Origin of the sequence: Enterobacter cloacae complex sp. P17RS (assembly GCF_014895885.1) — a bacterium.
Classification (GTDB): Bacteria; Pseudomonadota; Gammaproteobacteria; order Enterobacterales; family Enterobacteriaceae; genus Enterobacter; species Enterobacter bugandensis.
Window position 1 is genome coordinate 993 of sequence record NZ_JADBQK010000036.1, and the last position, 24,631, is coordinate 25,623.

The 24,631-nt window shown below is 52.4% G+C and carries 18 protein-coding genes; 5 read left to right on the top strand and 13 right to left on the bottom strand.

Annotated features, from left to right (window positions below; genetic code table 11):
- The 10 genes from IM265_RS21330 to tssB form a co-directional block, all read right to left on the bottom strand.
- Positions 1-1,485: LysM peptidoglycan-binding domain-containing protein (locus IM265_RS21330; RefSeq protein WP_193056021.1), on the bottom strand; the 1,485-nt coding region annotated here is incomplete at its 3' end.
- A gap of 2 nt (positions 1,486-1,487) precedes the next feature.
- Complete coding sequence (locus IM265_RS21335) at positions 1,488-4,118, bottom strand: type VI secretion system Vgr family protein (protein ID WP_193030391.1); 2,631 nt, start codon at positions 4,116-4,118, stop codon at positions 1,488-1,490.
- Positions 4,119-4,409: 291 nt separating this feature from the next.
- The gene (locus tag IM265_RS21340) at positions 4,410-5,051 is read right to left on the bottom strand and encodes a hypothetical protein (protein WP_193030389.1); all 642 of its coding nucleotides are present in this window, start codon (positions 5,049-5,051) and stop codon (positions 4,410-4,412) included.
- A gap of 25 nt (positions 5,052-5,076) precedes the next feature.
- Positions 5,077-7,710, bottom strand: coding sequence for a type VI secretion system ATPase TssH (gene tssH, locus IM265_RS21345; RefSeq protein WP_193030387.1), 2,634 nt, complete (start codon positions 7,708-7,710; stop codon positions 5,077-5,079).
- A 159-nt stretch (positions 7,711-7,869) separates the two neighbouring features.
- Positions 7,870-8,361, bottom strand: a complete 492-nt coding sequence (hcp, locus tag IM265_RS21350) for a type VI secretion system effector Hcp (RefSeq protein WP_028019678.1) — start codon at positions 8,359-8,361, stop codon at positions 7,870-7,872.
- 5 nt (positions 8,362-8,366) lie between these two features.
- The gene (locus tag IM265_RS21355; protein ID WP_193030386.1) at positions 8,367-10,091 is read right to left on the bottom strand and encodes an OmpA family protein; all 1,725 of its coding nucleotides are present in this window, start codon (positions 10,089-10,091) and stop codon (positions 8,367-8,369) included.
- Positions 10,092-10,094: 3 nt separating this feature from the next.
- Positions 10,095-10,748: a type VI secretion system protein TssL, short form gene (gene tssL / locus IM265_RS21360; protein WP_193030384.1), complete on the bottom strand. Its 654-nt coding sequence runs from the start codon at positions 10,746-10,748 to the stop codon at positions 10,095-10,097.
- Entirely contained in the window at positions 10,745-12,082 is a 1,338-nt protein-coding gene (tssK, locus tag IM265_RS21365) for a type VI secretion system baseplate subunit TssK (protein ID WP_136343604.1), read from the bottom strand. The genes tssL and tssK overlap by 4 nt, the downstream gene beginning before the upstream one ends.
- An 18-nt stretch (positions 12,083-12,100) precedes the next feature.
- Entirely contained in the window at positions 12,101-13,645 is a 1,545-nt protein-coding gene (gene tssC / locus IM265_RS21370; RefSeq protein ID WP_193030382.1) for a type VI secretion system contractile sheath large subunit, read from the bottom strand.
- 32 nt (positions 13,646-13,677) lie between these two features.
- Complete coding sequence (gene tssB, locus IM265_RS21375; protein WP_041908834.1) at positions 13,678-14,175, bottom strand: type VI secretion system contractile sheath small subunit; 498 nt, start codon at positions 14,173-14,175, stop codon at positions 13,678-13,680.
- A gap of 792 nt (positions 14,176-14,967) precedes the next feature.
- On the opposite strand from tssB, the gene lpxP reads away from it, so the two are divergent.
- Together lpxP and ypdK are read left to right on the top strand one after the other, a co-directional pair.
- Positions 14,968-15,888 carry a kdo(2)-lipid IV(A) palmitoleoyltransferase gene (gene lpxP / locus IM265_RS21380; protein ID WP_028013977.1) on the top strand — a complete coding sequence of 307 codons (921 nt, stop codon included), beginning with the start codon at positions 14,968-14,970 and terminating at the stop codon, positions 15,886-15,888.
- A gap of 358 nt (positions 15,889-16,246) precedes the next feature.
- The gene (gene ypdK, locus IM265_RS22230; protein WP_099458937.1) at positions 16,247-16,318 is read left to right on the top strand and encodes a membrane protein YpdK; all 72 of its coding nucleotides are present in this window, start codon (positions 16,247-16,249) and stop codon (positions 16,316-16,318) included.
- A 50-nt stretch (positions 16,319-16,368) separates the two neighbouring features.
- Here the strand turns inward: ypdK and alaC are convergent, their stop codons facing one another.
- Complete coding sequence (gene alaC, locus IM265_RS21390; RefSeq protein ID WP_193030380.1) at positions 16,369-17,607, bottom strand: alanine transaminase; 1,239 nt, start codon at positions 17,605-17,607, stop codon at positions 16,369-16,371.
- Positions 17,608-17,992: 385 nt separating this feature from the next.
- Here alaC and IM265_RS21395 point away from each other — a divergent pair, with 385 nt between their 5' ends.
- Together IM265_RS21395 and IM265_RS21400 are read left to right on the top strand one after the other, a co-directional pair.
- On the top strand, positions 17,993-19,699 hold the full coding sequence (locus IM265_RS21395; protein WP_088204741.1) for a sensor histidine kinase: 1,707 nt from the start codon (positions 17,993-17,995) through the stop codon (positions 19,697-19,699).
- A gap of 1 nt (position 19,700) precedes the next feature.
- Positions 19,701-20,432, top strand: coding sequence for a LytTR family DNA-binding domain-containing protein (locus IM265_RS21400; RefSeq protein WP_028013980.1), 732 nt, complete (start codon positions 19,701-19,703; stop codon positions 20,430-20,432).
- A gap of 38 nt (positions 20,433-20,470) precedes the next feature.
- On the opposite strand, the gene glk is transcribed toward IM265_RS21400, so the two are convergent.
- Positions 20,471-21,436, bottom strand: coding sequence for a glucokinase (gene glk / locus IM265_RS21405; RefSeq protein ID WP_028013981.1), 966 nt, complete (start codon positions 21,434-21,436; stop codon positions 20,471-20,473).
- A gap of 205 nt (positions 21,437-21,641) precedes the next feature.
- Between glk and IM265_RS21410 the strand changes: the two genes are divergently transcribed.
- A complete protein-coding gene (locus IM265_RS21410) occupies positions 21,642-22,877 on the top strand; it encodes an ion channel protein (protein ID WP_182035627.1) in 1,236 nt (411 codons plus the stop codon).
- On the opposite strand, the gene ipdC is transcribed toward IM265_RS21410, so the two are convergent.
- Positions 22,878-24,536, bottom strand: coding sequence for an indolepyruvate decarboxylase (gene ipdC / locus IM265_RS21415; RefSeq protein WP_193030378.1), 1,659 nt, complete (start codon positions 24,534-24,536; stop codon positions 22,878-22,880).
- Positions 24,537-24,631 lie beyond the last annotated feature (95 nt).

The window sequence follows — 24,631 nt, forward strand, 5'->3', positions numbered from 1 at the left end:
AGCTGGAGCTGGAGCTGGAGATTGTGAATTCATAGCCGCTACTGTGGGCAAATTAATTTCTGGATTATAATCAGGATTTATTTTGTGAATAATATCTTTAGTAGAAAAATTCTTGCCCCCAGGTTCCACTCTGTAATGATCTGGGATAATAATAGAATCGAAATATCCAATCATCCATGCCACAAAAGCCGTCCTGAAAGAACCATCAATCGAGTAAAAACGCTGCTCTGCATCTGCATTTTTCAGATTAGATTGCAGACGATTCTCATATATCAATTCAGTTGGTTTATTATCTTCCTCATATTTATTATGGAATATTTCTCTTCCATTCATAATAATATCAACGGCCCCCAATGTTCCATTCATATGGACCAGATAGGCAACTTTGACTATTTCATCAGGTTCAAGTGCTCTGATAGACTGTAAGTTCCAATCATTAACTAATTGCTCAATACTCTGACGATCAAGCAATCCAATCATATCAATATTGTATGCTGCATTAGCTCGCAAAGATAACACAGTATCCTTATCGATCTCTGTTATGGAACCATCACCCAATTCTCCCCAAAGCTTTTTATTTTTATAAATTAATTTCTGGTAGGAATATTTTTCTGTTATAAATTGATAAACCTTGGATTCAGTTTTAGCACAAAGAGATAACCATGTCTCAGGTTTAAACTGGCCTAACCCTACCGCCCCCGAACCGGTAGAATTAGTGGCGTTTGCTTTCCATCTTGACTCTGCATAAATTAATGCAGCAAGCCCCTCTGGCTGGAAATCGTATTTTTTAGCCGCTTCAATGACATAATCGCGATATTGCTCTGCCTCCGGCGGAAGGCGCAATCCTTCACTGACGTTACCAATATTACTCACACTGGTGGGAGCACCACCTTCGGTTCTGGTGGTTTGGTTTACAGAAGGGGTCTGGTTTTCTTTTGTTTTACTTTCTGATGGACTGGAAGCAGTTGAGCTTCCTTTCTGTTTTGCTTTTTCCTTTTCCTGCTGTTTGCTCGATTGCTGGGTACCTTGTTTAACGCTGGTACTCCCTTTTATTATCATTTCTCTGGACGAGATCCGCAGGCTTAACGTCCCCAAAGGCAATTTTTTATGGTCGGCAATCAGAATGTACTCTTTTTTATTTAAATGTTGCAGTTCAATCTTTATACCTTTGGTACTGTCTTCAATAAGTAGACCAGCAACAACACCTGTGCTGTCTGTCACGTAATCATAGGTCTTACCATCAAAAGTAACTCTGAGTTTTGCATCTCTAAGCGGGCGCCAGACAAGATCGTAAATTCTCAAAGTCAATTGAGTATCATAGACTTTGTCTTTTGATGGTAAACTCAATACCTGACCGGGCTGGATAATATGCTGCTCTGCTTTAGTGAGAAGCCCATTAATATTGGCCAGTTCATTAATATCAATGCCGAATTTACGACTAATTTTCCACAAGCTGTCACCCTTTTGAACTGTATACTGTTCCATGGCTATTCCTTATCTTGCTCGTTTAATTCACCATCATATTGCGGACCATGTTCATCAAAATCCTGGTCATCATCAACTTCATCTTCAATTCCAAGCTCATTATCATAAGAAAATATGCTCGTCCATTTATTATCGCCAATTATTGCATGAAAATTTTTACTTTCAGGCTGTTCAAAGCAGCCTGACCCTCCATCATTAAAAGCAGAACTCCATATTTGTTGTTTTGATTCACTATCAAAAAGGCTCACTTTCATAGTAGTTGGCGCAGCATTACCAAAAGAATCTAACAGCATAAAACTCATTGACTGGGGACCACTATCAGGAAGTTCAGGAATGTTTGACTGTATAAAAGTTGGGCCACTATAGAGAAGCTTACTTTGCTTCATCATAATATCACCAGGGCAGCCTAACTCGATGTTTCCTCCGGACAGGCGGATGTATGCCCCGCCAGCACAGGTCAACGTTAAAGTTTTTGCCGCTGTAAAAGTCATATCCTCTGTTGTACTGGTCACAGAAATATTTTTCTTAGCTATTACTTCAATATTCCCTGACTGAGCCTGTGATATTAGATCACCTTTGGCTGCAATAGTCTCTATACCCTCAGTTTCGGTAAAGATTGAAATTTTTTCTGAAGCGGCAAGGGTAATGTTTTTCTTTGCTCCTAGTTCAACATTTTGTCCTGCAGTCATATAGATATTTTCACTTGCAACTGTCTGAAGATGGCTACCACTGGTTAAAGCAATACCTTCAGGCGCACTCATCAGTAGTACAGCCTGCTTTAGAGAAATTAACTTCTCTTCCATCAGTGCCTGTTGTTGCTCATAATGCAAGAGTTGTGCTTTTGCTGCTGATGCAGCCTGTGACAGAGACTCCATTTGACTAACGGCCTGCGTCAACAAGGAATGTGCTGCAGCCATATCCAGCACTTTCCCCTGCGCCTCAGGCTGGCTGTCTGCAGTAATGAATATCCCTTTTCCCGCCCGGATCCCTCCCCATTCATCAGTGCGCAGCTCAAAACCTTCCCCCCGCAATGCCCTTTCTGCATTGACCAGATGTCCTAAATTAAGCTGCGTCTTGCCCCCGTACTCCGTGCTGAGCTTAACGTGCTCCTCACCCCGCTTGTCCTCCATCCGCAACTTGTTCAGGCCGGCTGTACGAATAACATTGCGCGTGCTGTTGGCCTCAGTGACGTGGTCGACGTGGCGGGAGTCGTGAAGGGCATGGGCAATATACGGACGATCCGGATCGCCTTCGTGGAACGCAATGGCAACTTCTGTACCCTGTATCAGCGGAAAGTGGAAACCGTATTTGTCACCACCGTAAGGTTTGGCAAAGCGCACTGGCATGCTTTCCATGCCTTGCTTTTTGTCATCACGGTCGGCATCAAACTTCACCCGGTACATGCCCGATGCATCCTGCCAGGCGTAAATATCGTTATCTTTGGCGCTGGTCACGCGCGCCATCATCGTACCGCTGACCACCGGGCGCTTTTTGGCGGCAGGACGCCAGCAGCGGTTCTCATAGTACGGCATCGCTACCCATGTCACTTTCAAGGCATTCTTACGGCTGCCGTAATATCCAGTGCGGATAATAACAACACCATTCTCCGTTTCCCGGGGCAGCGTTGGCGGAATAGCCGTTTCCGTGATGGTCAGTACCTGTGCCGGACCCAGGGTATGGTCCGTACTGCTGCCGGTCACTGTAGTCTGGGCGGATAAAAAACGTTCATGCTCCAGACGAGCCCAGAAGTTACCTGTTTCGGTTGCAGGGGTAATTTTGTCACCCCGCTCGAGGTGACGCGGACGATAGTGATACACATCACCATAAGTGATACAGTCACCGTCGCCCCGGGTCATGTCTGCCGGGACGGACGTTAGAATATTCTGCGCTTCGCGATGGTTATAGTCGCTGGCGGTGACCGAACGTTCCACCACGTTGTGCCAGACGTGGATATCCCACACCGAGTCAACGGCATTGTCATTGGTGCCCGAAGGGCTGTTAAGTGGCAGTTTTTTACCGAATGTCCAGGCGCTCTGCTTATCCGCAAAGTGCACCACTTCAGTCTGGGTATCCGGTTGCAGGGTGAAGAAGTAAAAAATCCCCACCTCAGCCAGCAGACGTTCGATAAACGCGAGGTCACTTTCCTGGTACTGATTTATCTGTTCCCGTTTTGGGTAAGTTTGTTTAAGCTTGAATTCATATTCCCACCTCTTCAAACCATGCTCGCCAAGAATTTGCTCTACCACTTCCGGCACTGATTTGTTGACGAAGAAACGGTGAGTACGAAACTGCTTATCCAGTAAGGATATAAAAGGTTCCAGAATAATTTCATACGTAACCTGATCGCGTGAACCGGCCAAGCGTCGGAAATTTGTCACCACACCATGAACAATTTTACCGACAACAGAATCTAATAGTTTCCCCACCCCCATGCTCAGCGTAGCGGTTTTACTTAACATCATTTCAGCCGTAAGATCCGGATGTGAACTGGTAAAACGAATGGTGTAATGATAGAGAGCACTCATTTGTTCTAAACCATCAAAACGTTCCACATCCAATGGATAAGGGCAGGAAGGAATATCCAGTTTATAGCGATTAAGAATGCCCTCTGTCATTTTAAATATATTTTCCATTTCTATAATTCCTGTCCTGGGTTAGAATGATATTAAATAGAACCAAACTCAACAAATATGATGAATACTATCTATAATGTTCCCATTCATCATAAATGTATTTCAAGGCGAATTTATAAAGGCCATAACCTATGAGAAAGGCTACTATACCTGCCCCACCTAGAATAAAGCGGTAAGTATTGGCTGAAAAAAAGAAACAGTAGAAAGAGTAAATCATACTGACAGTTCCTAGCGTCATCCCGATACTGGCTACGATCCGTGAAACAATGATAAGTATAAAACCTTTTATATTCATAAACCTCCAAAGAAGTATTCGCAGACATTATTAAACTCTTCAGGATTTATCTTTGCAATTTCACAAGCCGTCTCATAAGGCCTAACAATGTCCTCAACAAGATAATAAAAAAGATCAAAATCACCCATACTGTTTAATTTCTCATACATTATGGGGTTTCTTTCATGCAAGTACCGTGATGTATAAATAGATCTTGATGCTTCAGCACCAACTCCCAATATACCACCAGCAACAGAACCAGAAAAAAAGGCTCCAACTCCTTGAGATATAATCGCCCTTCCGAGGTTAACCCCCGTAAACTGCGAGAACATGATTTTACCTATAACACTTCCAGATATATTTCTTGAAAAATGTGAAATTTTATGCATGTCTACATGAGAAACAAAATCATCTATAAATGGTTTAATAACCTTATAAATAACCTCATCGTTAAAAGTTACTTTTTTAACCAGTGCTGCTAACCGAAATTTATCATCCTGATTCTCTCTGCGGTGTTCCGTATCTATAAAATCATAGCCAAGATAGGCAAGGCTGACGGGTAAGGAAATAACACCTTTCGCCACAGCACCGATAAACCCAGACCCATCGATATGAATGGCCTCAAGCATATCTCTGGCAATCTCTTTTGCGCTGTCCATAATTGCTACCCTTTAGATAAACCAGTTAATCAAACGCCAGCATAATCCCTTCTTCGTCATCCCAGCCCAGCGTCAGGCTGTGTGGCTTCTGCTTCGCGGCCATGTGCGTGAGCAGCTGCTGGCTCAGCACCGGCAGGATTTGCTGGTTCAGCAGGCTTTCGACGTTGCGTGCGCCAGTGTCCGGCAGCAGGCAGGCGGCGGTCAGGGCGTCATACAGGCTCTCATTAATCTGCGTGGTCAGGCCGTAGTGGCGATGCAAGCGCTTGCTAACCTGTAACAGCTTCATTTCCACGATGGTACGCATGGCCGCTTCCGCCAGCGGACGGTAAATCACGGTCTGGAAGCGGGCCAGTAACGCGGGCTGGAAGTGGTCACGCAGGATCGGACGCAGCAGTTCGTGCAGATCGCCTTCGGTGGATTCAGGTTGTTCGTCCAGCAGCTGCATCAGGTGGTCGCTGCCGAGGTTGGAGGTCATCAGAATAACGGTGTTGCGGAAGTCGATTTCACGACCTTCACCGTCGCGCATAAAGCCACGGTCGAACACCTGGTAGAACAGGTTCATCACGTCGCGGTGCGCTTTTTCGACTTCATCGAGCAGCACCACGCTGTACGGTCGCTTACGCACGGCTTCGGTGAGAATGCCGCCCTGACCGTAGCCAACGTAGCCCGGAGGGGAGCCCTTCAACTGGGAAACCGTATGCGGCTCCTGGTATTCTGAGAGGTTAATCGTGATGAGTGACTTCTCGCCGCCGTACATGACATCGGCCAGTGCAAGCGCGGTTTCGGTTTTCCCCACCCCACTCGGGCCCACCAGCAGAAATACGCCCTGAGGGCCATTCTCAGATGTAAGACCCGTTTTTGCCGCACGCAGGCGCTGCGCGATGGCCGCGAGCGCCACATCCTGCCCGACCACACGTTTGCCAATTTCATCTTCCAGGGTAAGCAGTTCGGTCTGCTCATCTTTCATCAGCGATGACAGCGGAACGCCTGTCCAGTCAGCAATCACATTGGCAACGGTGCGCACATCCACATCTAGCGAGAGCAGCGGGTTGCTGTGCTGCATGCCGTGCAGTTCCTGCTGCAGCGCGTGCGTCTCGCTCTGACGGGAGATGTCCTGGCGGCTTTCCAGCAGTTGTTCGGTGAGTTTCAGTTCCTGCCCGTATTGAGTTTCAAGCTCGTCGAGAGCAACGATAAGATCGTTCTCTTCCTGCTCAATGACGGTCAGGCGTTCACCATGGCTCTGATTGCCGACAGCAATATCTTCCAGCAGTGCCTGCTTCTCCATTTCAAGAGAGGTGATCTGCGAGCGAATGCAGGTCAGCTGCTCCGGCACGGTGTCGAGGCTCATGCGGACGCGCGCTGCGGCGGTGTCGAGCAGGTCAACTGCCTTGTCCGGCAGCTGGCGGCCCGTCAGATAGCGGCGAGAAAGCGTAACTGCCGCACGCACCGCATCATCGGTAATATGCACATTATGGTGCTCAGCGTAGCGGGATTTCAGGCCGCGCAGCATCAGGCAGGCAGTGTCGTCATCCGGCTCGTCCACTTTGACCATCTGGAAGCGGCGCTCCAGTGCGGCATCGCGTTCAAAGTACTGCTTGTACTCACTCCAGGTGGTGGCCGCAATGGTACGCAGTTCACCACGCGCCAGCGCTGGTTTCAGCAGGTTCGCTGCATCGGCGCCGCCTGCCTGGTTGCCTGCGCCGATGATGGTATGCGCTTCATCAATAAACAGCAGGACCGGGGACGGTGATTGCTGCACCGCATCGATGATGTTTTTCAGCCGCTGTTCGAACTCCCCTTTCACGCCCGCGCCGGCCTGCAGCAGGCCCAGGTCGAGGGTGCGCAGAGTGACCGTTTTCAGGGATTCAGGCACATTACCCTCGGCAATACGCAATGCCAGACCTTCAACCAGTGCGGTTTTCCCCACGCCCGGCTCGCCGACCAGAATCGGGTTGTTTTTGCGGCGACGAGAAAGGATGTCCACCATCTGCCGGATTTCTGTGTCACGGCCAAACACAGGATCGATCTTCCCTTCCTTCGCTTTGGCGGTGACATCGAGGGTGAATTTGTCCAGCGCGTTCTGCAGTGCAGGACTCAGTTCCCCCTCTTCCATTTCCTCACCAGCCGGACGCCCGACAAACTCCACTTCACCGCCGTGGTTCTGTGCCAGCTCAGCTTCGCGCTGTATTTCCGGACGCTCATCCGATTGCGCATCCAGCAACGGTCTCAGGCGCTCCAGCTGGCTCTGGCCAAGCGTTAACAACGGCCAGAGGCCGTCACAACGAGCCAGTTTTGGTTTTTCCACCAGCGCCATCAGCAGATGGACGCTGCGAATGTGCTCTTCACCATTGAGTGAGGCCAGTAGCCAGGCTTGCTGCATCAGAGTCTGGATGTCTTCTGAGAGCTGGGGCCGATGGCGCACGGAGCGAGGTTGTTTATCCAGCCAGCCGAGCAGATCCTGCCAGATGCCATCCATATCCCACTCGTAGCGGCGTGCCAGCACAGTGAGATCCCCCTCGCCTTGCTCCAGCAGCTTCAGCAGCCAGTGCTCCGGCAGAATTTCGGCATGGGCACGGGTCTGGCAGAGCGATGCCGCCCCTTCCATCGCGCGGGCGCAGTAAGGGTTCAGACGACGTAACAGGATGGCTGGATTTTCCATGAGATTCTCTCTTTGTCGGTTCCTGGACACGCTACCGCCCCTCGCTGTTCACCAAAGCGCATAAGGTCAGGCAGGCAGGTTGTGTTTTCTTTGCTGAGCGCCCGCGTCGCAGGCGCTCAGCAAAAAACTGCGGGCAGGAAAAACCTGCCCGCATCAGGATTACGCGGTGGCGCGTTCGTTCCAGGAATCGGAATGAATGATGTTGCCGTCTTTGTAGGTCCAGGTGATTTTTTCGTAACGCAGCTCGATCTGCTCAAGGTGGTTATGCTTCTCGAAAGAAGGATCCTTGATGTCGTGCATTACCGGGTTCACTTTCACCACCTTGACGTTTTCAAGTTTGGTGTTGAAGTACTCCACTTCCTGGCCCGCATCGTTGATTTTGTACCACTTGAACTCAGCGGATTTCAGGGTCTGACCCGTGGTCACCGCCTTGTACAGGTACGGGCTGGAGGAGTCGATTTCCTTAGTGAACAGGAACGGCGTGTGGATACGGGTCCCGGTCAGCTTGCCGGTGTTGTTATCGGTAGGGATGTACAGGTTGTGCTGCTGTGCCACCACTTCGATGCTGCCTTCACGATCCTGAACGTCCACAGACCCTTTAATGTCCGCGCCGCCGTCGTCCTTCAGCCAAAGATAAACAGGAATTGCCATGTTAATTACTCCGTTTTATTTTCTGAGACGCCATCATCCTGCGATGACGCCGGGTGTTTGCCGGGTATCTGACAGGCATTGGCCTGCGGTACCAGACTGATTTCGACACGACGGTTGAGCGCCCGCCCTTCCGGAGTGTCGTTGGTTGCGACAGGGCGGCTTTCGCCATAGCCCTGCACCGCAAAACAGCTTTCCGGCACGTCGCCGGTGTCACGCATCCAGCTGCGCACCGCTTCGGCACGCTTAAGAGACAACGTCTGGTTCAGTTGCGGATTGCCGGTGTTATCGGTATGCCCTGATACGACAATCAGCCAGCCTGGCTTCGCTTTGATGCCAACCAGTGAATTCACCAGCATTTTGGTGGAGCCTGCTTTCAGCTCGAACTTGCCGGAATCGAACAGCGACATGCTGTCGAGGCGAATGGTTTTCGGCCCCTGAATGATTTTCTTAAAGATCGGTGGAGGCGGTGGCGGAGGTGCCCAGTCGCTGAGAGCTGCCTCAACGAGCGGAACCAGACGCAGCCCCTGATACAGCCCCAGGCGATAACGTAGTGGTTCCCCACGACGCAGCCAGTCGTCGAGCAATGCGCCATCAGCCCGCAGACGCTGCTGCGCATGCAGTTTCGGTTCAACTGGCTTACCGCTCAGTTGGTGATACAACGCAAGATGATCGCCAACGTTACGGATGAGGCGCTGGTTATTCACCCAGGACGCCAGCATCGCCAGCGCAAGGAAAATACCCCCGAGTAGACCGGCATAACCCCAGAACACCATCCTACGGCTGACACCATGTCGGCGTGGTAGCGCAGGCAACAGCAGTTCTGGTAGCGGCAGTGGCTCTGTGGCCACGACCACATCCGGTGGCAGCGCCGTCACGGAGGTAATGTGCTGTTGCCAGAGGTTGCCCACGATGCCGTTCACCCGCACCATGCACATGCCCTGCACACAGGGCTTCATCACGGGTAACTCACCCCGCCTTACCGACAACAAGTCATTCACCGCGCTATTCTGCCAGGCAAGCAGACTGTCCAGCCACAGGCCCTGACTCAGACGGGAAAGACGTCCGTCAGTTCCAGCCTCCCGGGCCCACTCCGTCAGTGACACATTGCCCTGGCCAGGCTGATATACCTGAATACCGCTCCGCTGGTTTACCGTGGTAAACCAGACAGGCTCGGCTTCCGCACACGCCGACGGTGGTGATACCCAGGTTACGGTCCACAGTGGAGGGATGGAGCCAAATGCTGCGCGGCACTGGACGACAGCACGGTGCCAGCCCCGCAGAGACTGGGTAAAATCATCACCGGATTTGTGCTGCTCAGGCACCACCGCCAGCATGACCGAGATTTGCGACACCAGAGCCGGGCGCACCAAACTCAGGTGCTGCGCAAAGAGCGGCAGTTGCTCTGCGTCCTTTACCCACAGATACCAGCCCTGCCGGGTTTCCCGGTGACGGATTCCGGACACAAAGAGCGGAGCGTTATCACCACAGACAAAGATTACCGCCCCCTGAAAATCTTCCGGCGGCAGGCTTTCATCCACAATCTCACGAACAGCGGTTGCCCGCGCCAGAGAAGCCCGACGCAGGCACCAGAAAATAACTCCGGCCACCAGAGCAACCAGAAGACCGAGTGCCAGACGGCTGCCCGTGGACAGTGGCCAGAATCCCAGAATGAGCCACAACGCCAGAACGGCACCCAGAGCAGTTAACAGACTTCGGTACGCATCCCGCATCACTTACCCCGGCCTGACAATCTGGCTTACCAGCCCGGTAAGCGAAGACGAAAGGAAAAACCAGAGCGCAGTCAGAGCGACGGTGGCCACTACCCAGTTCAACCAGTACCAGCGACGACCGCTACGCAGGCGTGATGCGCGCACAACAATGGGGGCATCCTGTGCCAATGTGAAGGCGGGCACCCGCTCTGCGAGAGCGCGAACAATATTTTCCCGACGCTCATCATCCTGAGCGCGATACTGACCCACGAACCCCAGTTGCAGAGTCCGGTACATACAGGTCAGGACGGCGGTATCAGGGGCAGTTTCTTTCAGCAGATTACGGATTCTTTCCCATAGATCTTCACCAGCATTGAGGGTACCGAAGAAATGTGCCTGCAGCGGATCACGGCGCCAGGTCAGGTAGCCATCATCGGTGGTTCCCCGGTTCATCACGCTCTCATCAAGCAGTGCACAAAGGGTATACACCATATGGTCACGGCTGATGTCGCTGTAACCTGCCTCCGTGAGCGCAGCTTTCGCCTCCCGAACCAGACCGCAGGCACGGCGATAGAGCCCTTCCCCGTCACGCACTTCCTGACCACTCCGCAGTTGGCTGGCCATCAGCCAGCCCGGGTAGAAGATATGTTCTATCTGACTAAGTTCAGATTTATTCATGTACGCAGCACCGCAAAGAGTTCGAGATCAACATCCCCCAACGAGCGTGGGGTATAGAAGGTGCAACAGCCCATCTCAAGCATTGCGCGAGCCGCCTCACTGCTCAGATCCAGCGAGAAATACTGGTTCTCAAGGCGCAACGGGATAGCGGCCGGAACATGCGTCAAAGGCTTAATCAGCATCCCACTCAGAGCCACATTCACCACATCCGAAACATCATCGAAGCTGCCCGCTTTACACAACTGCGGGAATTTAGTCTGAAGCTCATGGTTCGGCATGGAGGAGCGTACTGAAAGATAGAAGTCCGCCCCTTCGCGCAGACGTGCGTCGTGCAGGGCACCTTTCCAGATCTGGTCCTGATGCTCCAGGTGGATACTTATTACCCGCGACGGAAGGCTCGCTTCCAGTAGTTTGTCCAGCAGTGCCAGCAGCGGCGGGAATACTCGTTCCGGTGCATCGTGCTGGTAAGCAGGAATATCGCTGGCGTCGTGCTCAAGTGAGAAAGTCAGCAGGCTGCCGGCCAGACGGGTCAGTTCGCGATACAACAGTTCCGGGTGGCGCTCAGGCGTCTGAAGCAGTTCTATCAGCACCGGCTCGGCGCTGTTCAGGGCATTCAGCAGCCAGAACAGGGAGACATCCGCGACAGCAAAGTCTGCCATCCGCTCATTGCTTTCACGGCGCATGGCCATCAGGCGACGGCGGCGGACCTGCAGACGAACCAGTAGGTCCCCCAGTTCTGTGGTCAGCCACGGACTTGCAGAAACGGAAAGCATCGGGGGAATGAAAGCAGGATCACGGCCCCACTTCCCCTGAGCATTACGTACCAGACGGGTCACCGGACAGGTTAGGTATGCCGTGTTTTCCTGGCTGGACAGACGCAGGGTTAGCGCATTACGTAGAATGGCGAGTTCCCCACTTTCATGACCAGCAAGTTCCTGCACCACCACACGCTCTGCTTTCCAGCGACGGGGGCGTTCACTGTCCTGTCCATTATCGAGGTTGCCACCACTGGCACTCAGCAGTGGCAATGCGGCAACCACCTCAACAGCCTCAGCGCCGTTTGCGGCAGACAAATCACAAACCGGCGGAATATTATCCGCCAGGTCCGTATCAACGATTGTGCCATCCTGGAAACGTATGACCAGACGGATGGCATTCAGCCGCGAGAGCGCAAGTGCAGCATCATCAAACTCTGCTGCAACCACGCCCCAGGGATGAGAAATACCCATCCGGGCGACCATATTGGCAACGTGCTCACTCCAGCGGACCTGCTGCTGGAACTGTTGCGGGGCCAGAGCGGCCCCATCCTCCCAAAGTGGGCGGTAAATTTTCATCCCTGATCACCCCTTACCTTACGATTTTGCTTTCGGCATCTGGGAAACCAGCGACAGGTTGACGTCCATACCTTCCACCTGGAAGTGCGGGATAGCGTACAATTTCACGCGGAAGAAGCCCGGGTTGTCCTCAATGTCTTCCACCACTACTTTCGCGTCACGCAGTGGGTGAGACGCCTGAAGTTCATCGCCCGGATCGGTCATTTCGGTCACCAGGCTGCGGACCCAGGTATTCAGTTCCAGCTCAAGCAGTCGGCGATCCTTAGTGGTTCCGATGTTTTCGCGCTGAATCAGCTTCAGGTAGTGGGCGATACGCGAAAGCAGGAAGATGTACGGAAGACGCGCATTGATGCGGCTGTTCGCCGTTGCATCTGCGGTGTCATACAGCGCCGGTTTCTGCGTGGAGTTAGCCGAGAAGAAGCAGGCGTAGTCGCGGTTTTTGTAGTAGGACAAAGGAATGAAGCCCAGATTCGCGAATTCGAATTCACGGGTTTCAGGAATCATCACTTCGCTCGGGATTTTTACCTGATTGCCAGTACCGAGATCGTACAGATGGATAGGCAGGTCCTGAACCGCACCACCAGCCTGTGGCCCACGGATCTGTACACACCAGCCATTATTGATAAAGCTGCGCACCATGTTGGACGCAAAAGCAAACGATGCGTTGGTCCACAGGTATTTGTCGTGATCCGGACCTTTGACCTCTTCGACATAATTGAAGCTGCGAACCGGAACGGTATCCGGGCCATAAGGCAAACGTCCCAGTACGCGGGGCATCACCAGACCGATGTAGCGCGCGTCGTCCGTATCGCGGAACGATTTCCACTTGATGTACTCGGCGCGGTCAAAATAGTTACCAATATCTTTAATTGCCGCAACGTCTTCCATTGACTCCTTGAGGAAGAATTTCGGGCCTGCCGAGCCGATAAACGGCATATGTGCCGCAGCAGAGACTTTAGAGATATTGCGCAGCAGAGCGACATCCTGCGCTGAAGCGTCGAACTCGTAAGCGGAAATCAGCGCCGCAATCGGCTCGCCGCCCGGGGTATCATATTCGTCGATGTAGGTGTGTTTATACAGACCACTCTGGATCACCTCTGGACAGTCTTCAAAGTCCTGGCGCAGGTCTTCTTTAGACATACTCAGAAGCTCAATTTTCACGTTCTGGCGAAAATCGGTTTTATCCACCAGCGACTTCACACCGCGCCACAGGCTCTCAACCGCCTGAAATTCATCATGGTGCATTACAGCGTCCAGCTGGCGGCTGATCTGAAAATCAAGCTCAGCGATGTGGTGATCAATCAGGCTTTTATCCAGTTTTTCTACTTTCGAGGCTGCTTTGGTCAGACACTCCAGAAAGACCTGCATACCTGCAGTCAGACGTTCATCGGCGGTGGCATCCGACATCGCCTGTGCATCTTGCCAGATATCCAGCGCGCTCAGCTCAGAGACCGGGCTCAGATTGATTTTCTCAAACAGGGAAGCGTAAACCCCACCCGCTGCTGGGCGCTCCAGCACCACGCTTTCACCGCCAGTAATATTATTTTGTACAGACATGAGCATTCCTTGATTAATCCGTTAAAACAGCCTGATGGTTACGATTTTTTTGACGCCAGTGCGGATAATTCATTTCGCAACTCAGCGCTAAGCGACTGGTCAAGAACGATTTTTTCCAGCTCTTTTCGGAAAGTCTGGTTATCCAAAAGGTTGGCTTTCAAATCACGGAGCAAGTTGCGCATCGCCAGCATCGCCTTCAGTTGCGGTATCTGAGCAGCCACCTGCTCTGGCGTGAAATCTTTCATGCTCTGGAAAGTCAGCTGAATGTTGTCCTCACCGCCATCATCAGCCAGCGTATTTTTAACGGTCAGATTAACTTTTGGGGAATATTCGGAAAGAACGCTATCAAAATTGTTCTTCGTGATATTAACCTTTTCGCGCTCAAATATTGGCGCTGTGTCCTGCCCATTACTAAAATCACCCGCAACAAGCAATTTCAATGGTAATTCCATTTTCTTGCTTGCTCCGCCAGTATGCAGGTCAAGCTTTAGGTTAATACGTGCCTTAGGCACTTCATTCTGAAAACTGTCAGCCATCTCATCATCCCTCTTTGGTTTTGCTATGCCAACTTCACGGTATCGCGTTGATGCGCAATCATAGAATAATGATCGACACAAAATCAAATACGCAGATCATTAACCCGCAATGAGAAATTTCTTAAGAATTTTCTGCTAAACTATTATTGTGTAATGCCCTGCCAAGGCAGAAAAAGGAACTACTCTTTTCGCGCAAACCAAATATTTATATCGTTAAAAGGATCGCAACCAGTGAGATACTAATAAAAACAACTTATTTTGATTTGCATCACGACACCTTGTCAAAAAAGCATGAATTAACTGAAAGAAGCTATTGAGGGACGCAAAAAAGAAGATACGAAAGAAGTATGAAAAGTGAATATTTTATTGATGGCATGAATAATATATAAGATTTTTCCTTATGAAAATTCTTATTTATTATATGTAGTAAAAAATTCATTTCCGGATACTTAACGAGTCGTCAATCATTAATACCGTGCTTGCTCGTGAATTGACTTTATCCTTGCACAGAGGCTTCAGCTCGTCGCACAAGAAGGAGGGATGCTCTCAATGCGGCTGTTTATAAAATCTGTAAAATCAAACACCTCCTGGATCGTCGCTTTTTTAATCAAAAACGAGTAATAGCACATATCGTATAACGGTGTTACATTATACCGCCCACCCAACGTCAGCTATGGCCAGGTAACGCCGTAAAGATCGGTAAAGCCTGCAACCATGACCTTGTACTACGGTCTAATAGGCACGTGGTATCGCACTAAGCGTTACTTTCACCGGCTCTACATAGGTTTCTCTATTTTGTCTCAATCCAAATTTCAACGCGCGTTTTTACACCCGCGTTACTGGTTTACATGGTTTGGTCTTGGCGTTCTCTGGCTGCTGGTACAGCTCCCCTACCCTGTGCTGCGTATGCTGGGGTCGAAACTGGGCAGCGCATCCCGCTATTTCCTGAAGCGTCGCGAATCTATCGCGCGTAAAAACATCGAGCTTTGCTTTCCTCAGTACAATGCTGAAGAGCGCGAAAAACTGATCTCTGAAAACTTTAAATCCATCGGCATGGCGCTGCTTGAAACCGGCATGGCCTGGTTCTGGCCGGATGAACGCGTCCGCAAATGGTTTGATGTAGAAGGACTGGACAACCTTAAACGCGCTCAGCTGCAAAAACGCGGCGTGATGGTTGTTGGCGTGCACTTTATGTCCCTGGAGCTTGGCGGGCGCGTGATGGGCCTTTGTCAGCCAATGATGGCAACCTACAGACCGCACAATAGTGCACTGATGGAGTGGGTTCAGACGCGAGGCCGCATGCGTTCCAATAAAGCGATGATCAGCCGTAACAACCTGCGCGGTATGGTTGGCGCCCTGAAGAAAGGTGAGGCCGTCTGGTTCGCTCCTGACCAGGATTACGGACGCAAAGGCAGCAGCTTTGCCCCCTTCTTTGCCGTGAAGGATGTAGCGACGACCAACGGGACTTTCGTCATTTCGCGTTTGTCAGGTGCCTCCATGCTGACCGTGACGATGGTGAGAAAAGCGGATAAGTCAGGCTACCGTCTGCACATCTCTCCGGAAATGGCTAACTATCCGGAAAACGAGTGTGAAGCGGCAGCGTTTATCAATAAGGTCATCGAAACTGAAATCATGCGCGCACCGGAGCAATATCTCTGGATGCATCGCCGTTTCAAAACGCGTCCTCTTGGCGAAGCCTCCCTCTATATTTAAGCCCTGCGTGAAGGTTAGTTTCGCTAAGAAACTAGCCTTTTCAATCACCTGTCATCTCACTGCAAAACCGTCTTTGATGGCGTCGCCCAAAGTGAATTTATTGCGCTGTGAAATCAAACTGTCGCCGTTCCACGACACTCGTAAGTGGCGGAAATTATTTAAAAAAATCCCTCTTGTCACCCCTCATTTTTAAGCGTACATTAGCGCCGTCTGGCACCAGGAAAGCACAGAATTCTGAGCGGGAGTCATCGGCGTAACGGGAAAATTCTCATTTCTGTTTAGCCGGGATTTCAGTTCTCTATAATCAGTTGGACTCTGTTTTTAAATGCGTACCACAAGATACGCGGAGCGATGAAACGTGAAATATTTCTTTATGGGCATTTCGGTGATCGTTTTAGTCTGGGCCGGAACCTTTGCCCTGATGATCTAGTGAGAACATGCAGTCAAAAAAACAGGAGCCATTTGGCTCCTGTTTTTTTGTCATGAGGACACGGGGTTTTCAGCAACGCTCTTTGCTGAGAGCAGGCCATCGGCACGGAACATACTCTTGATGCCCCTCACCGCCTGACGAATACGGTCGCTGTTTTCGATTAAAGCAAAGCGCACGTGGGTGTCGCCATAATCACCAAAGCCGATACCCGGGGACACACACACCTTCGCGTCCTGCAGCAGCTTTTTAGCAAACTCCAGCGAACCCATCGCTGCGTACGGTTCCGGAATTTTCGCCCAGACGTACATGGACGCTTTCGGCATCTCCACCATCCAGCCAGCCTCATGTAATCCTTTTACGAGTACGTCGCGGCGACGTTTATACTGAGCAGCAATGTCGTGAACGCACTGCTGATCGCCCTCCAGAGCGGCAATAGCGGCAACCTGCAGCGGCGTGAAGGTACCGTAATCGTGGTAACTCTTGATACGCGCCAGTGCACTTACCAGCGTTTTGTTACCCACCATAAAGCCAATACGCCAGCCCGCCATGTTGTAGCTTTTCGACAGGGTAAAGAACTCCACCGCCACGTCACGCGCGCCCGGAACCTGCATTATCGACGGGGCTTTCCAGCCGTCATAGACGATATCGGCGTAGGCTAAATCATGAACCACCAGCACGTCATAACGCTTGGCCAGAGCGACAACTTTCTCGAAGAAATCAAGCTCCACGCACTGGGCCGTTGGGTTCGACGGGAAACCGAGGATCATCATCTTGGGTTTCGGGTAGCTTTCGCGAATGGCACGTTCCAGTTCGTTAAAGAAATCGACACCTTCCACCAGCGGAACAGAGCGCACCTGCGCCCCGGCAATCACCGCGCCATAGATATGGATTGGGTAACTTGGATTGGGTACCAGCACCGTATCACCGTGATCCAGCGTGGCCAGCATCAGATGTGCCAACCCTTCTTTCGAGCCGATGGTGACAATCGCCTCACTTTCAGGATCGATATCAACCTGATAACGATCCTGATACCAGCGCGAGATCGCGCGACGTAACCTGGGAATACCGCGCGAGGTTGAGTAGCCATGCGTATCCGGGCGCTGGGCAACCGTGCAGAGCTTTTCAACGATATGCTGTGGCGTTGGGCCGTCAGGGTTACCCATGCTGAAATCGATAATATCTTCGCCGCGCCGACGCGCAGCCATCTTCAGTTCAGCAGTGATATTGAAAACATAAGGGGGAAGACGATCGATACGTGTAAAACGGCGTTCAGGACTGAATTCAGCCATAGATTCCTCAGATTAACGTTAGCGCCCGGACCGTCCGAGCGACGCTGCCACCGATGTGGCGTGCTTAGAAAATAACCTGAAAAAAATCACCCTGTCGAGAGGGAAATGAAAAAAAAGCGCCCGCGTGAAAACCGGAACACTGCAATGCCTGAAAATGGAAACAGGGTCTGATATTGGCTTTCCGTTAGCCGTTATTTAACACAATGATATCAAAACAGTTACCTGGTGATTTGGCGCTGAGAAAAAATCGGGTAGCATCAATCCTCACCTGACAATCCCCTTTGTAAAATATGGTTTTTCCTCATTTGATAAACCCGACGGATAGCTGGTCAATACGCCCCAGGTTTTTTATCATGGTTCTTTCCCGTTTGCCCAGGTCTGCTCCGTGCACGAGATATTCACTATGCTGCTGGCGGTTTTTGACCGTGCGGCATTAATGCTGATTTGCCTGTTCTTCCTGATTCGCATTCGCCTGTTTCGCGAGCTTTTGCATAAATCCGCACACTCGCCGAAAGAGCTGCTGGCCGTTACCGCCATCTTTTCTCTGTTCGCACTGTTTAGCACCTGGTCCGGGGTGCCGGTAGAGGGTTCGCTGGTTAACGTGCGCATTATCGCCGTCATGTCCGGCGGAATTTTGTTTGGCCCGTGGGTGGGTGTCATCACCGGCGTGATTGCCGGGACCCATCGCTACTTGATTGATATCGGTGGCGTAACGGCAGTGCCATGCTTTATCACCAGCATTATCGCCGGGGTGCTTTCCGGCTGGATCGGCCGCAAGATCCCCAAAAAACAGCGCTGGCGCGCCGGGATTGCTGCGGGCATGGTGTGCGAAACGCTGACCATGGTCCTTGTCGTCGTCTGGGCCCCCACCACCGCGCTGGGGCTGGATATCGTCTCGAAAATCGGTATTCCTATGATCCTGGGCAGCGTCTGCATCGGTTTTATCGTGCTGCTGGTACAGAGCGTTGAAGGGGAAAAAGAGGCCAGCGCCGCCCGTCAGGCCAAGCTGGCGCTGGATATTGCCAACAAAACGCTGCCGCTCTTTCGCCACGTTAACGCGGAGTCGCTGCGCCAGGTCTGCGAGATCATCCGCCACGACATTCACGCTGACGCCGTCGCCATTACCAATATCGACCACGTGCTGGCCTACGTAGGCGTTGGAGAACACAACTATCGCGACAGTGATGACACCATTAGTCCGACCACCAGACAGGCGATTAACTACGGAAAAATCATCATTAAAAACAATGATGAAGCTCACCGAACGCCGGAAATTCACTCGATGCTGGTGATCCCGCTATGGGAAAAAGGCGTTGTAACGGGCACGCTGAAAATTTATTACTGCCACGCGCATCAGATCACCTCCACGCTGCAGGAGATGGCCATTGGCCTGTCGCAGATTATCTCTACTCAGCTGGAGGTCTCCCGGGCAGAACAGCTGCGTGAGATGGCAAATAAGGCAGAGCTGCGCGCGCTGCAGAGCAAAATTAATCCCCATTTCCTGTTTAACGCGCTCAACGCTATCTCCTCTTCCATTCGTTTGAATCCGGACACCGCGCGCCAGCTGATTTTTAACCTGTCGCGCTATCTGCGCTACAACATCGAACTGAAAGATGACGAGCAGATAGACATTAAAAAAGAGCTTTATCAGATCAAAGACTATATCGCGATTGAGCAGGCGCGCTTTGGCGACAAGCTCACGGTGATTTACGATATTGATGAAGAGGTCAATTGCGTGATCCCGAGCCTGCTGATCCAGCCGCTGGTTGAAAACGCGATTGTTCACGGTATTCAGCCCTGTAAAGGCAAAGGGGTGGTCACCATCAGCATCACCGAAAGCGGCAACCGGGTGCGAATTGCGGTGCGCGATACCGGCCACGGGATTGACCCAAAAGTCATTGAGCGCGTGGAGTCTAACGAGATGCCCGGGAATAAAATCGGGCTGCTGAACGTGCACCACAGAGTCAAGCTTCTCTACGGCGACGGGCTGCATATTCATCGTCTTGAACCAGGCACTGAAATCGCTTTTTACGTCCCGAATGAGCGCTCCCCTGTTCATGCGGCGACATCTTTATTACCTCAGGGTGAGTAATATGAAAGTCATCATCGTTGAAGATGAATTCCTGGCTCAACAGGAACTAACCTGGCTTATCAAAACCCACAGCCAGATGGAGATTGTGGGTACGTTTGATGATGGTCTGGACGTGCTGAAGTTTCTGCAGCATAACCGGGTTGACGCGATTTTTCTGGATATCAATATTCCCTCGCTGGACGGCGTGCTGCTGGCGCAAAATATCAATCAGTTTGCCCATAAGCCGTTTATTGTGTTCGTTACCGCATGGAAAGAGCATGCCGTAGAAGCCTTCGAGCTGGAGGCATTTGACTATATTCTGAAGCCTTACCAGGAGTCGCGAATTGTCAGCATGCTGCAAAAGCTGGAGGCCGCATGGCAGCAACAGAGCGCTCCGGCTACCGCCAGCCCGACGATACGGGAAAACGACACCATTAATCTGGTCAAAGATGAGCGCATCATCGTGACCCCGGTCAACGATATCTACTATGCCGAAGCGCACGAAAAGATGACGTTTGTCTATACGCGGCGGGAATCGTATGTCATGGCGATGAACATTACTGAATTCTGCAGCAAGCTTCCGGCAGCCCACTTTTTCCGCTGCCACCGTTCGTTTTGCGTCAATTTAAACAAGATCCGCGAGATCGAACCGTGGTTTAACAACACCTATATTTTGCGCCTGAAGGATTTGGATTTTCAGGTACCGGTGAGCCGCAGCAAAGTGAAAGAGTTCCGCCAGCTGATGCACCTGTAACGAAAGAGCCCTCTCCCGCGGGAGAGGGTAATGATGCATCAGAGGATTTGACCGAGAACCTGACGCAGATGGGCACCCGAACCCAGAAGGCCTGGGTTATCATGCACGATGAGATAAACGGGAATGTCCTGTACGTAGCTTCTGAAACGCCCTTTATCTTCAAACCCGCCGCGGAAACCGGAGGCTTTAAAGAAGTCGAGGAAGCGCGGCACGATCCCGCCCGCAATATAGACCCCGCCAAAGGTGCCCAGCGTCAGCGCCAGGTTGCCGCCGAACCGTCCCATAATGACGCAGAACAGCGAAAGAGCGCGACGGCAGTCGATGCAGCTGTCCGCCAGCGCGCGTTCAGTGACGTCTTTCGGCTGCAGGTTTTCCGGCAGACGACCGTCCGATTTCACAATCGCACGATACAGGTTCACCAGCCCCGGTCCTGACAGGACGCGCTCGGCGGAAACGTGGCCGATCTCCGCGCGCAACTCTTCGAGGATAATGCCCTCTTCTTCGCTGTTTGGCGCAAAGTCCACATGGCCGCCTTCACCCGGCAGGCTCACCCAGCGCTGAGCAACATGCACCAGGTGCGACACGCCCAGGCCGGTACCGGCGCCGTAAACCGCAATCGGCTTGCCTTCGACCGGTTCAGCGCCGCCAAACTGAATCAGGTGCTCCGGCTTCAGCATCGGGATCGCCATGGACACCGCGGTGAAGTCATTGATGATTTCCAGATGCGCAAAACCGAGATTCTTTTTCATCTCTGCGATGGAGAATGCCCAGGTATGGTTGGTCATTGCGACCCAGTCGCCGGTTATCGGGCAGGCAATGGCGATGCAGCCGTCCTCGACGCTCACCTGATGCTCTTCCAGATAGACGCGAACAACGGCCTCAAGGCTTGGGTAATCAAGCCCTGAGTAGGTTTTCGCCCGGGAAATTTCACCGCTACTTACATCGCATAATGCGAGACGCGCGTTCGTGCCGCCCACATCGCCTACCAAAGCATACTTTGTCATTCTTCTACTGCTCCGCTAAAGTCAGAATAAATCTTTCGGACACTGTAAATTCAAGGCGTGATAACAACAACGACCGGAAGGTGAATGCCCGTGGATTATCGATCTTCGTCACAGAATAACTTTACCGTTTCAGCACCTTTTGCACTATTGCCATAAGGCTTAATATGCAAAGTAACGTCATTGCATTTTGTACAAGGAAATCATCATGCTCCACCCGCGAGCCAGAACCATGCTGTTGCTGGCAATTCCGGCGCTGATCATTGGCGTGGCCTCAAGCCTGGTCCTTATCGTCGTGATGAAAATCGCGTCGGTGCTGCAAACTCTCTTATGGACAGCGCTTCCGGCAAAACTGGGGGTCACCGCGGATTCTTCGGCGTGGATCATCCTGATGCTGACGTTAACCGGTATTGCGGTGGGTCTGGCGATCCGTTTCAGTCCCGGCCACGCCGGACCGGACCCGGCGCTGGAACCTCTGATTGGCGCTCCGGTTCCCCCCTCTGCACTGCCGGGGCTAATCGTCGCGTTGATCGTGGGCCTGGCGGGCGGCGTCAGCCTGGGTCCCGAGCATCCGATTATGGCGGTGAATATTGGCCTGGCGGTATTCCTCGGCGCACGCATTCTGCCTCGCGTCGGCGCGCTGGACTGGACCATCCTCGCCTCCGCAGGCACCATCGGGGCGCTTTTTGGCACGCCTGTCGCTGCTGCCCTGATCTTTTCTCAGACGTTGGCCAGTGATAACGACGTCCCGCTCTGGGATAAGCTGTTCGCTCCACTGATGGCCGCGGCTGCCGGCGCGCTGACGACAAGCCTGTTTTTCCATCCCCATTTTTCCCTCTCTCTGCCGCACTACGGAGAGATGCGGATTGCAGATATATTCAGCGGCGCCATCGTCGTCGTGATCGCCATCGCGCTGGGCATGGTGGCGGTATGGTGTCTTCCGCGCCTGCACCGGCTGGTGCATAAACTCAAACATCCGGTATTGATTCTGGGAACAGGGGGGCTAATCCTCGGTGTTTTAGGCGCAATTGGCGGAACGGTGACCCTGTTCAAAGGTCTGGACGAGATGCAGCAGCTGGCCTTCAGCCAGGTATTTAGCGTGTCCGATTACCTGTTGTTTGCCGTCATCAAGCTGGCGGCGCTTGTCGTTGCTGCAGCGTGCGGTTTCCGCGGCGGGCGTATCTTCCCGGCGGTGTTTGTCGGCGTGGCGCTGGGGCTGATGCTGCACGAGCATGTCGACGCGGTTCCGGCGGCGATTACCGTATCCTGCTCTATTCTGGGGCTGGTACTGGTGGTGACACGCGATGCATGGCTGAGCCTGTTTATGGCGGCGGTGGTGGTGCCGGATTCGACGCTGTTCCCGCTGCTCTGCATCGTGATGTTGCCCGCCTGGCTCCTGCTGGCGGGCAAACCGATGATGATGGCCTGGCGAAACGACAAATAATCAGGCGCTATTGCGCGCTTCCAGCGCTTTGGTAATCGCTCCCAGCAGCGGCGGGATATCCGCTTTTGGCAGCATCACCTCAATTAGCGAGAGCCGCTCGTGGTGCGCCACTTTTTCCAGCACGTCCGCCAGCTGCTCCGCTTCACTGACTTGCCAGCACTGGGCCTGAGGATCGAGGCTCAGGGCCTGCGGGATTTGCGTCCAGTTCCATAGCGCAATGTCATTGTAACGCTGTTCCGGCCCGTGAATTGCCCTTTCAACCGTGTATCCTTCGTTGTTGAGCACCAGAATGATGGGGTGTTGTTTATCACGCAACATTGACCCGAGCTCCTGAATGGTCAGCTGTGCCGCGCCATCCCCCGTCAGCACAATCACCCGCCGGTTCGGGCATGCCGTTTGCGCACCGAACGCTGCGGCCAGGGTGTAACCGATCGAGCCCCACAGCGGCTGGACGATAAAATTCACGTCGGCAGGCAAACGCAGGTCAATCGCGCCGAAGGCCGAGGTGCCCTGATCGGCCAGGATGATGTCTCCCGGGCGAATAAACGTTTGCAGCGTTTGCCAGAAATTCTCCTGCGTAAGTGAGCCGTCCGGCTGAGGGAAATTCATCGCGCTGTGCGATGCCGGAACAGGCTTATCGTGAATATGCTGTTTGCACAGCTCCAGCAGCGCTTCAATGGCCTGGGCCATCGGGATGCCGGTAAACCAGATATCGCCGACGCGGGCGGCATGAGGCTGGACTTCTATTGTCTGTGCAGGCGTTAACTGATGGGTAAACCCGGCCGTCAGAGTATCGGTAAAACGCGTGCCGATGCACAGCACCGTATCCGCCCCCTCTATCGCCTCTTTTACCGGACCGGCACTGGCCGAACCGCTGTAGGTACCGTAAAAACCGGCGTTACGTTCGTCGAATATGCCTTTGCCCATCAGCATCGTGGCATGCGCCATCGGCACATCCTTCACCCACTTCTGCAGCGCGTGCTTCAGCCCATGGCGCAGGACAAGAAAATCCGCTAACAGCGCGGTACGCTTACTCGCTGCCAGTTGACGCTCCGCAGCATCCCGGAACGCTTTCAGGCAGGCGCTATCGGCATGGGCATGCCGAAGCGTGAGAGCGTTTACAGGCGGCGTAGCGGCTTTTTTTGCCACATCAGCAGGTAACATCAAATAGCCGGGGCGACGTTCCCGGAGCATCGTCGTCAGTACCCGGTCGATTTCATAACAGGCGTTTTGTTCGGTCAGGATCGCCTGTGCAACGGTGATCGGCTCGCTCATATGGTAAAAATGACGGAACTCACCATCGCCCAGCGTATGGTGCAGCAGTTCCCCTCTTTGCTGAGACGCCATCCCCGGCGCGCCAACAATATGCAGCACCGGAACGTGCTCGGCATAGCTGCCCGCAATGCCGTTCATGGCACTTAATTCGCCGACGCCAAACGTCGTCAGCAGCGCGGCGAAGCCCTTACAGCGGGCATATCCGTCAGCGGCATAAGAGGCGTTTAACTCGTTGGCACAGCCCACCCAGCAGATGCCCGGGCTGTCTATTACGTGGTCGAGAAACTGCAGGTTATAGTCGCCCGGCACGCCAAACAGATGATCGGCTCCACAATCTGTAAGACGGTCCAGCAGGTAATCGGCGACGCAGTACGGGGTACGCATAAACAGGTATCCTTCTGATGTTGACCTCACTTTGAGTATTAAATAAGCGTGATGGCTGTCCAGAATTGGCGATAAGAAGGCTATGGAAAGAATGC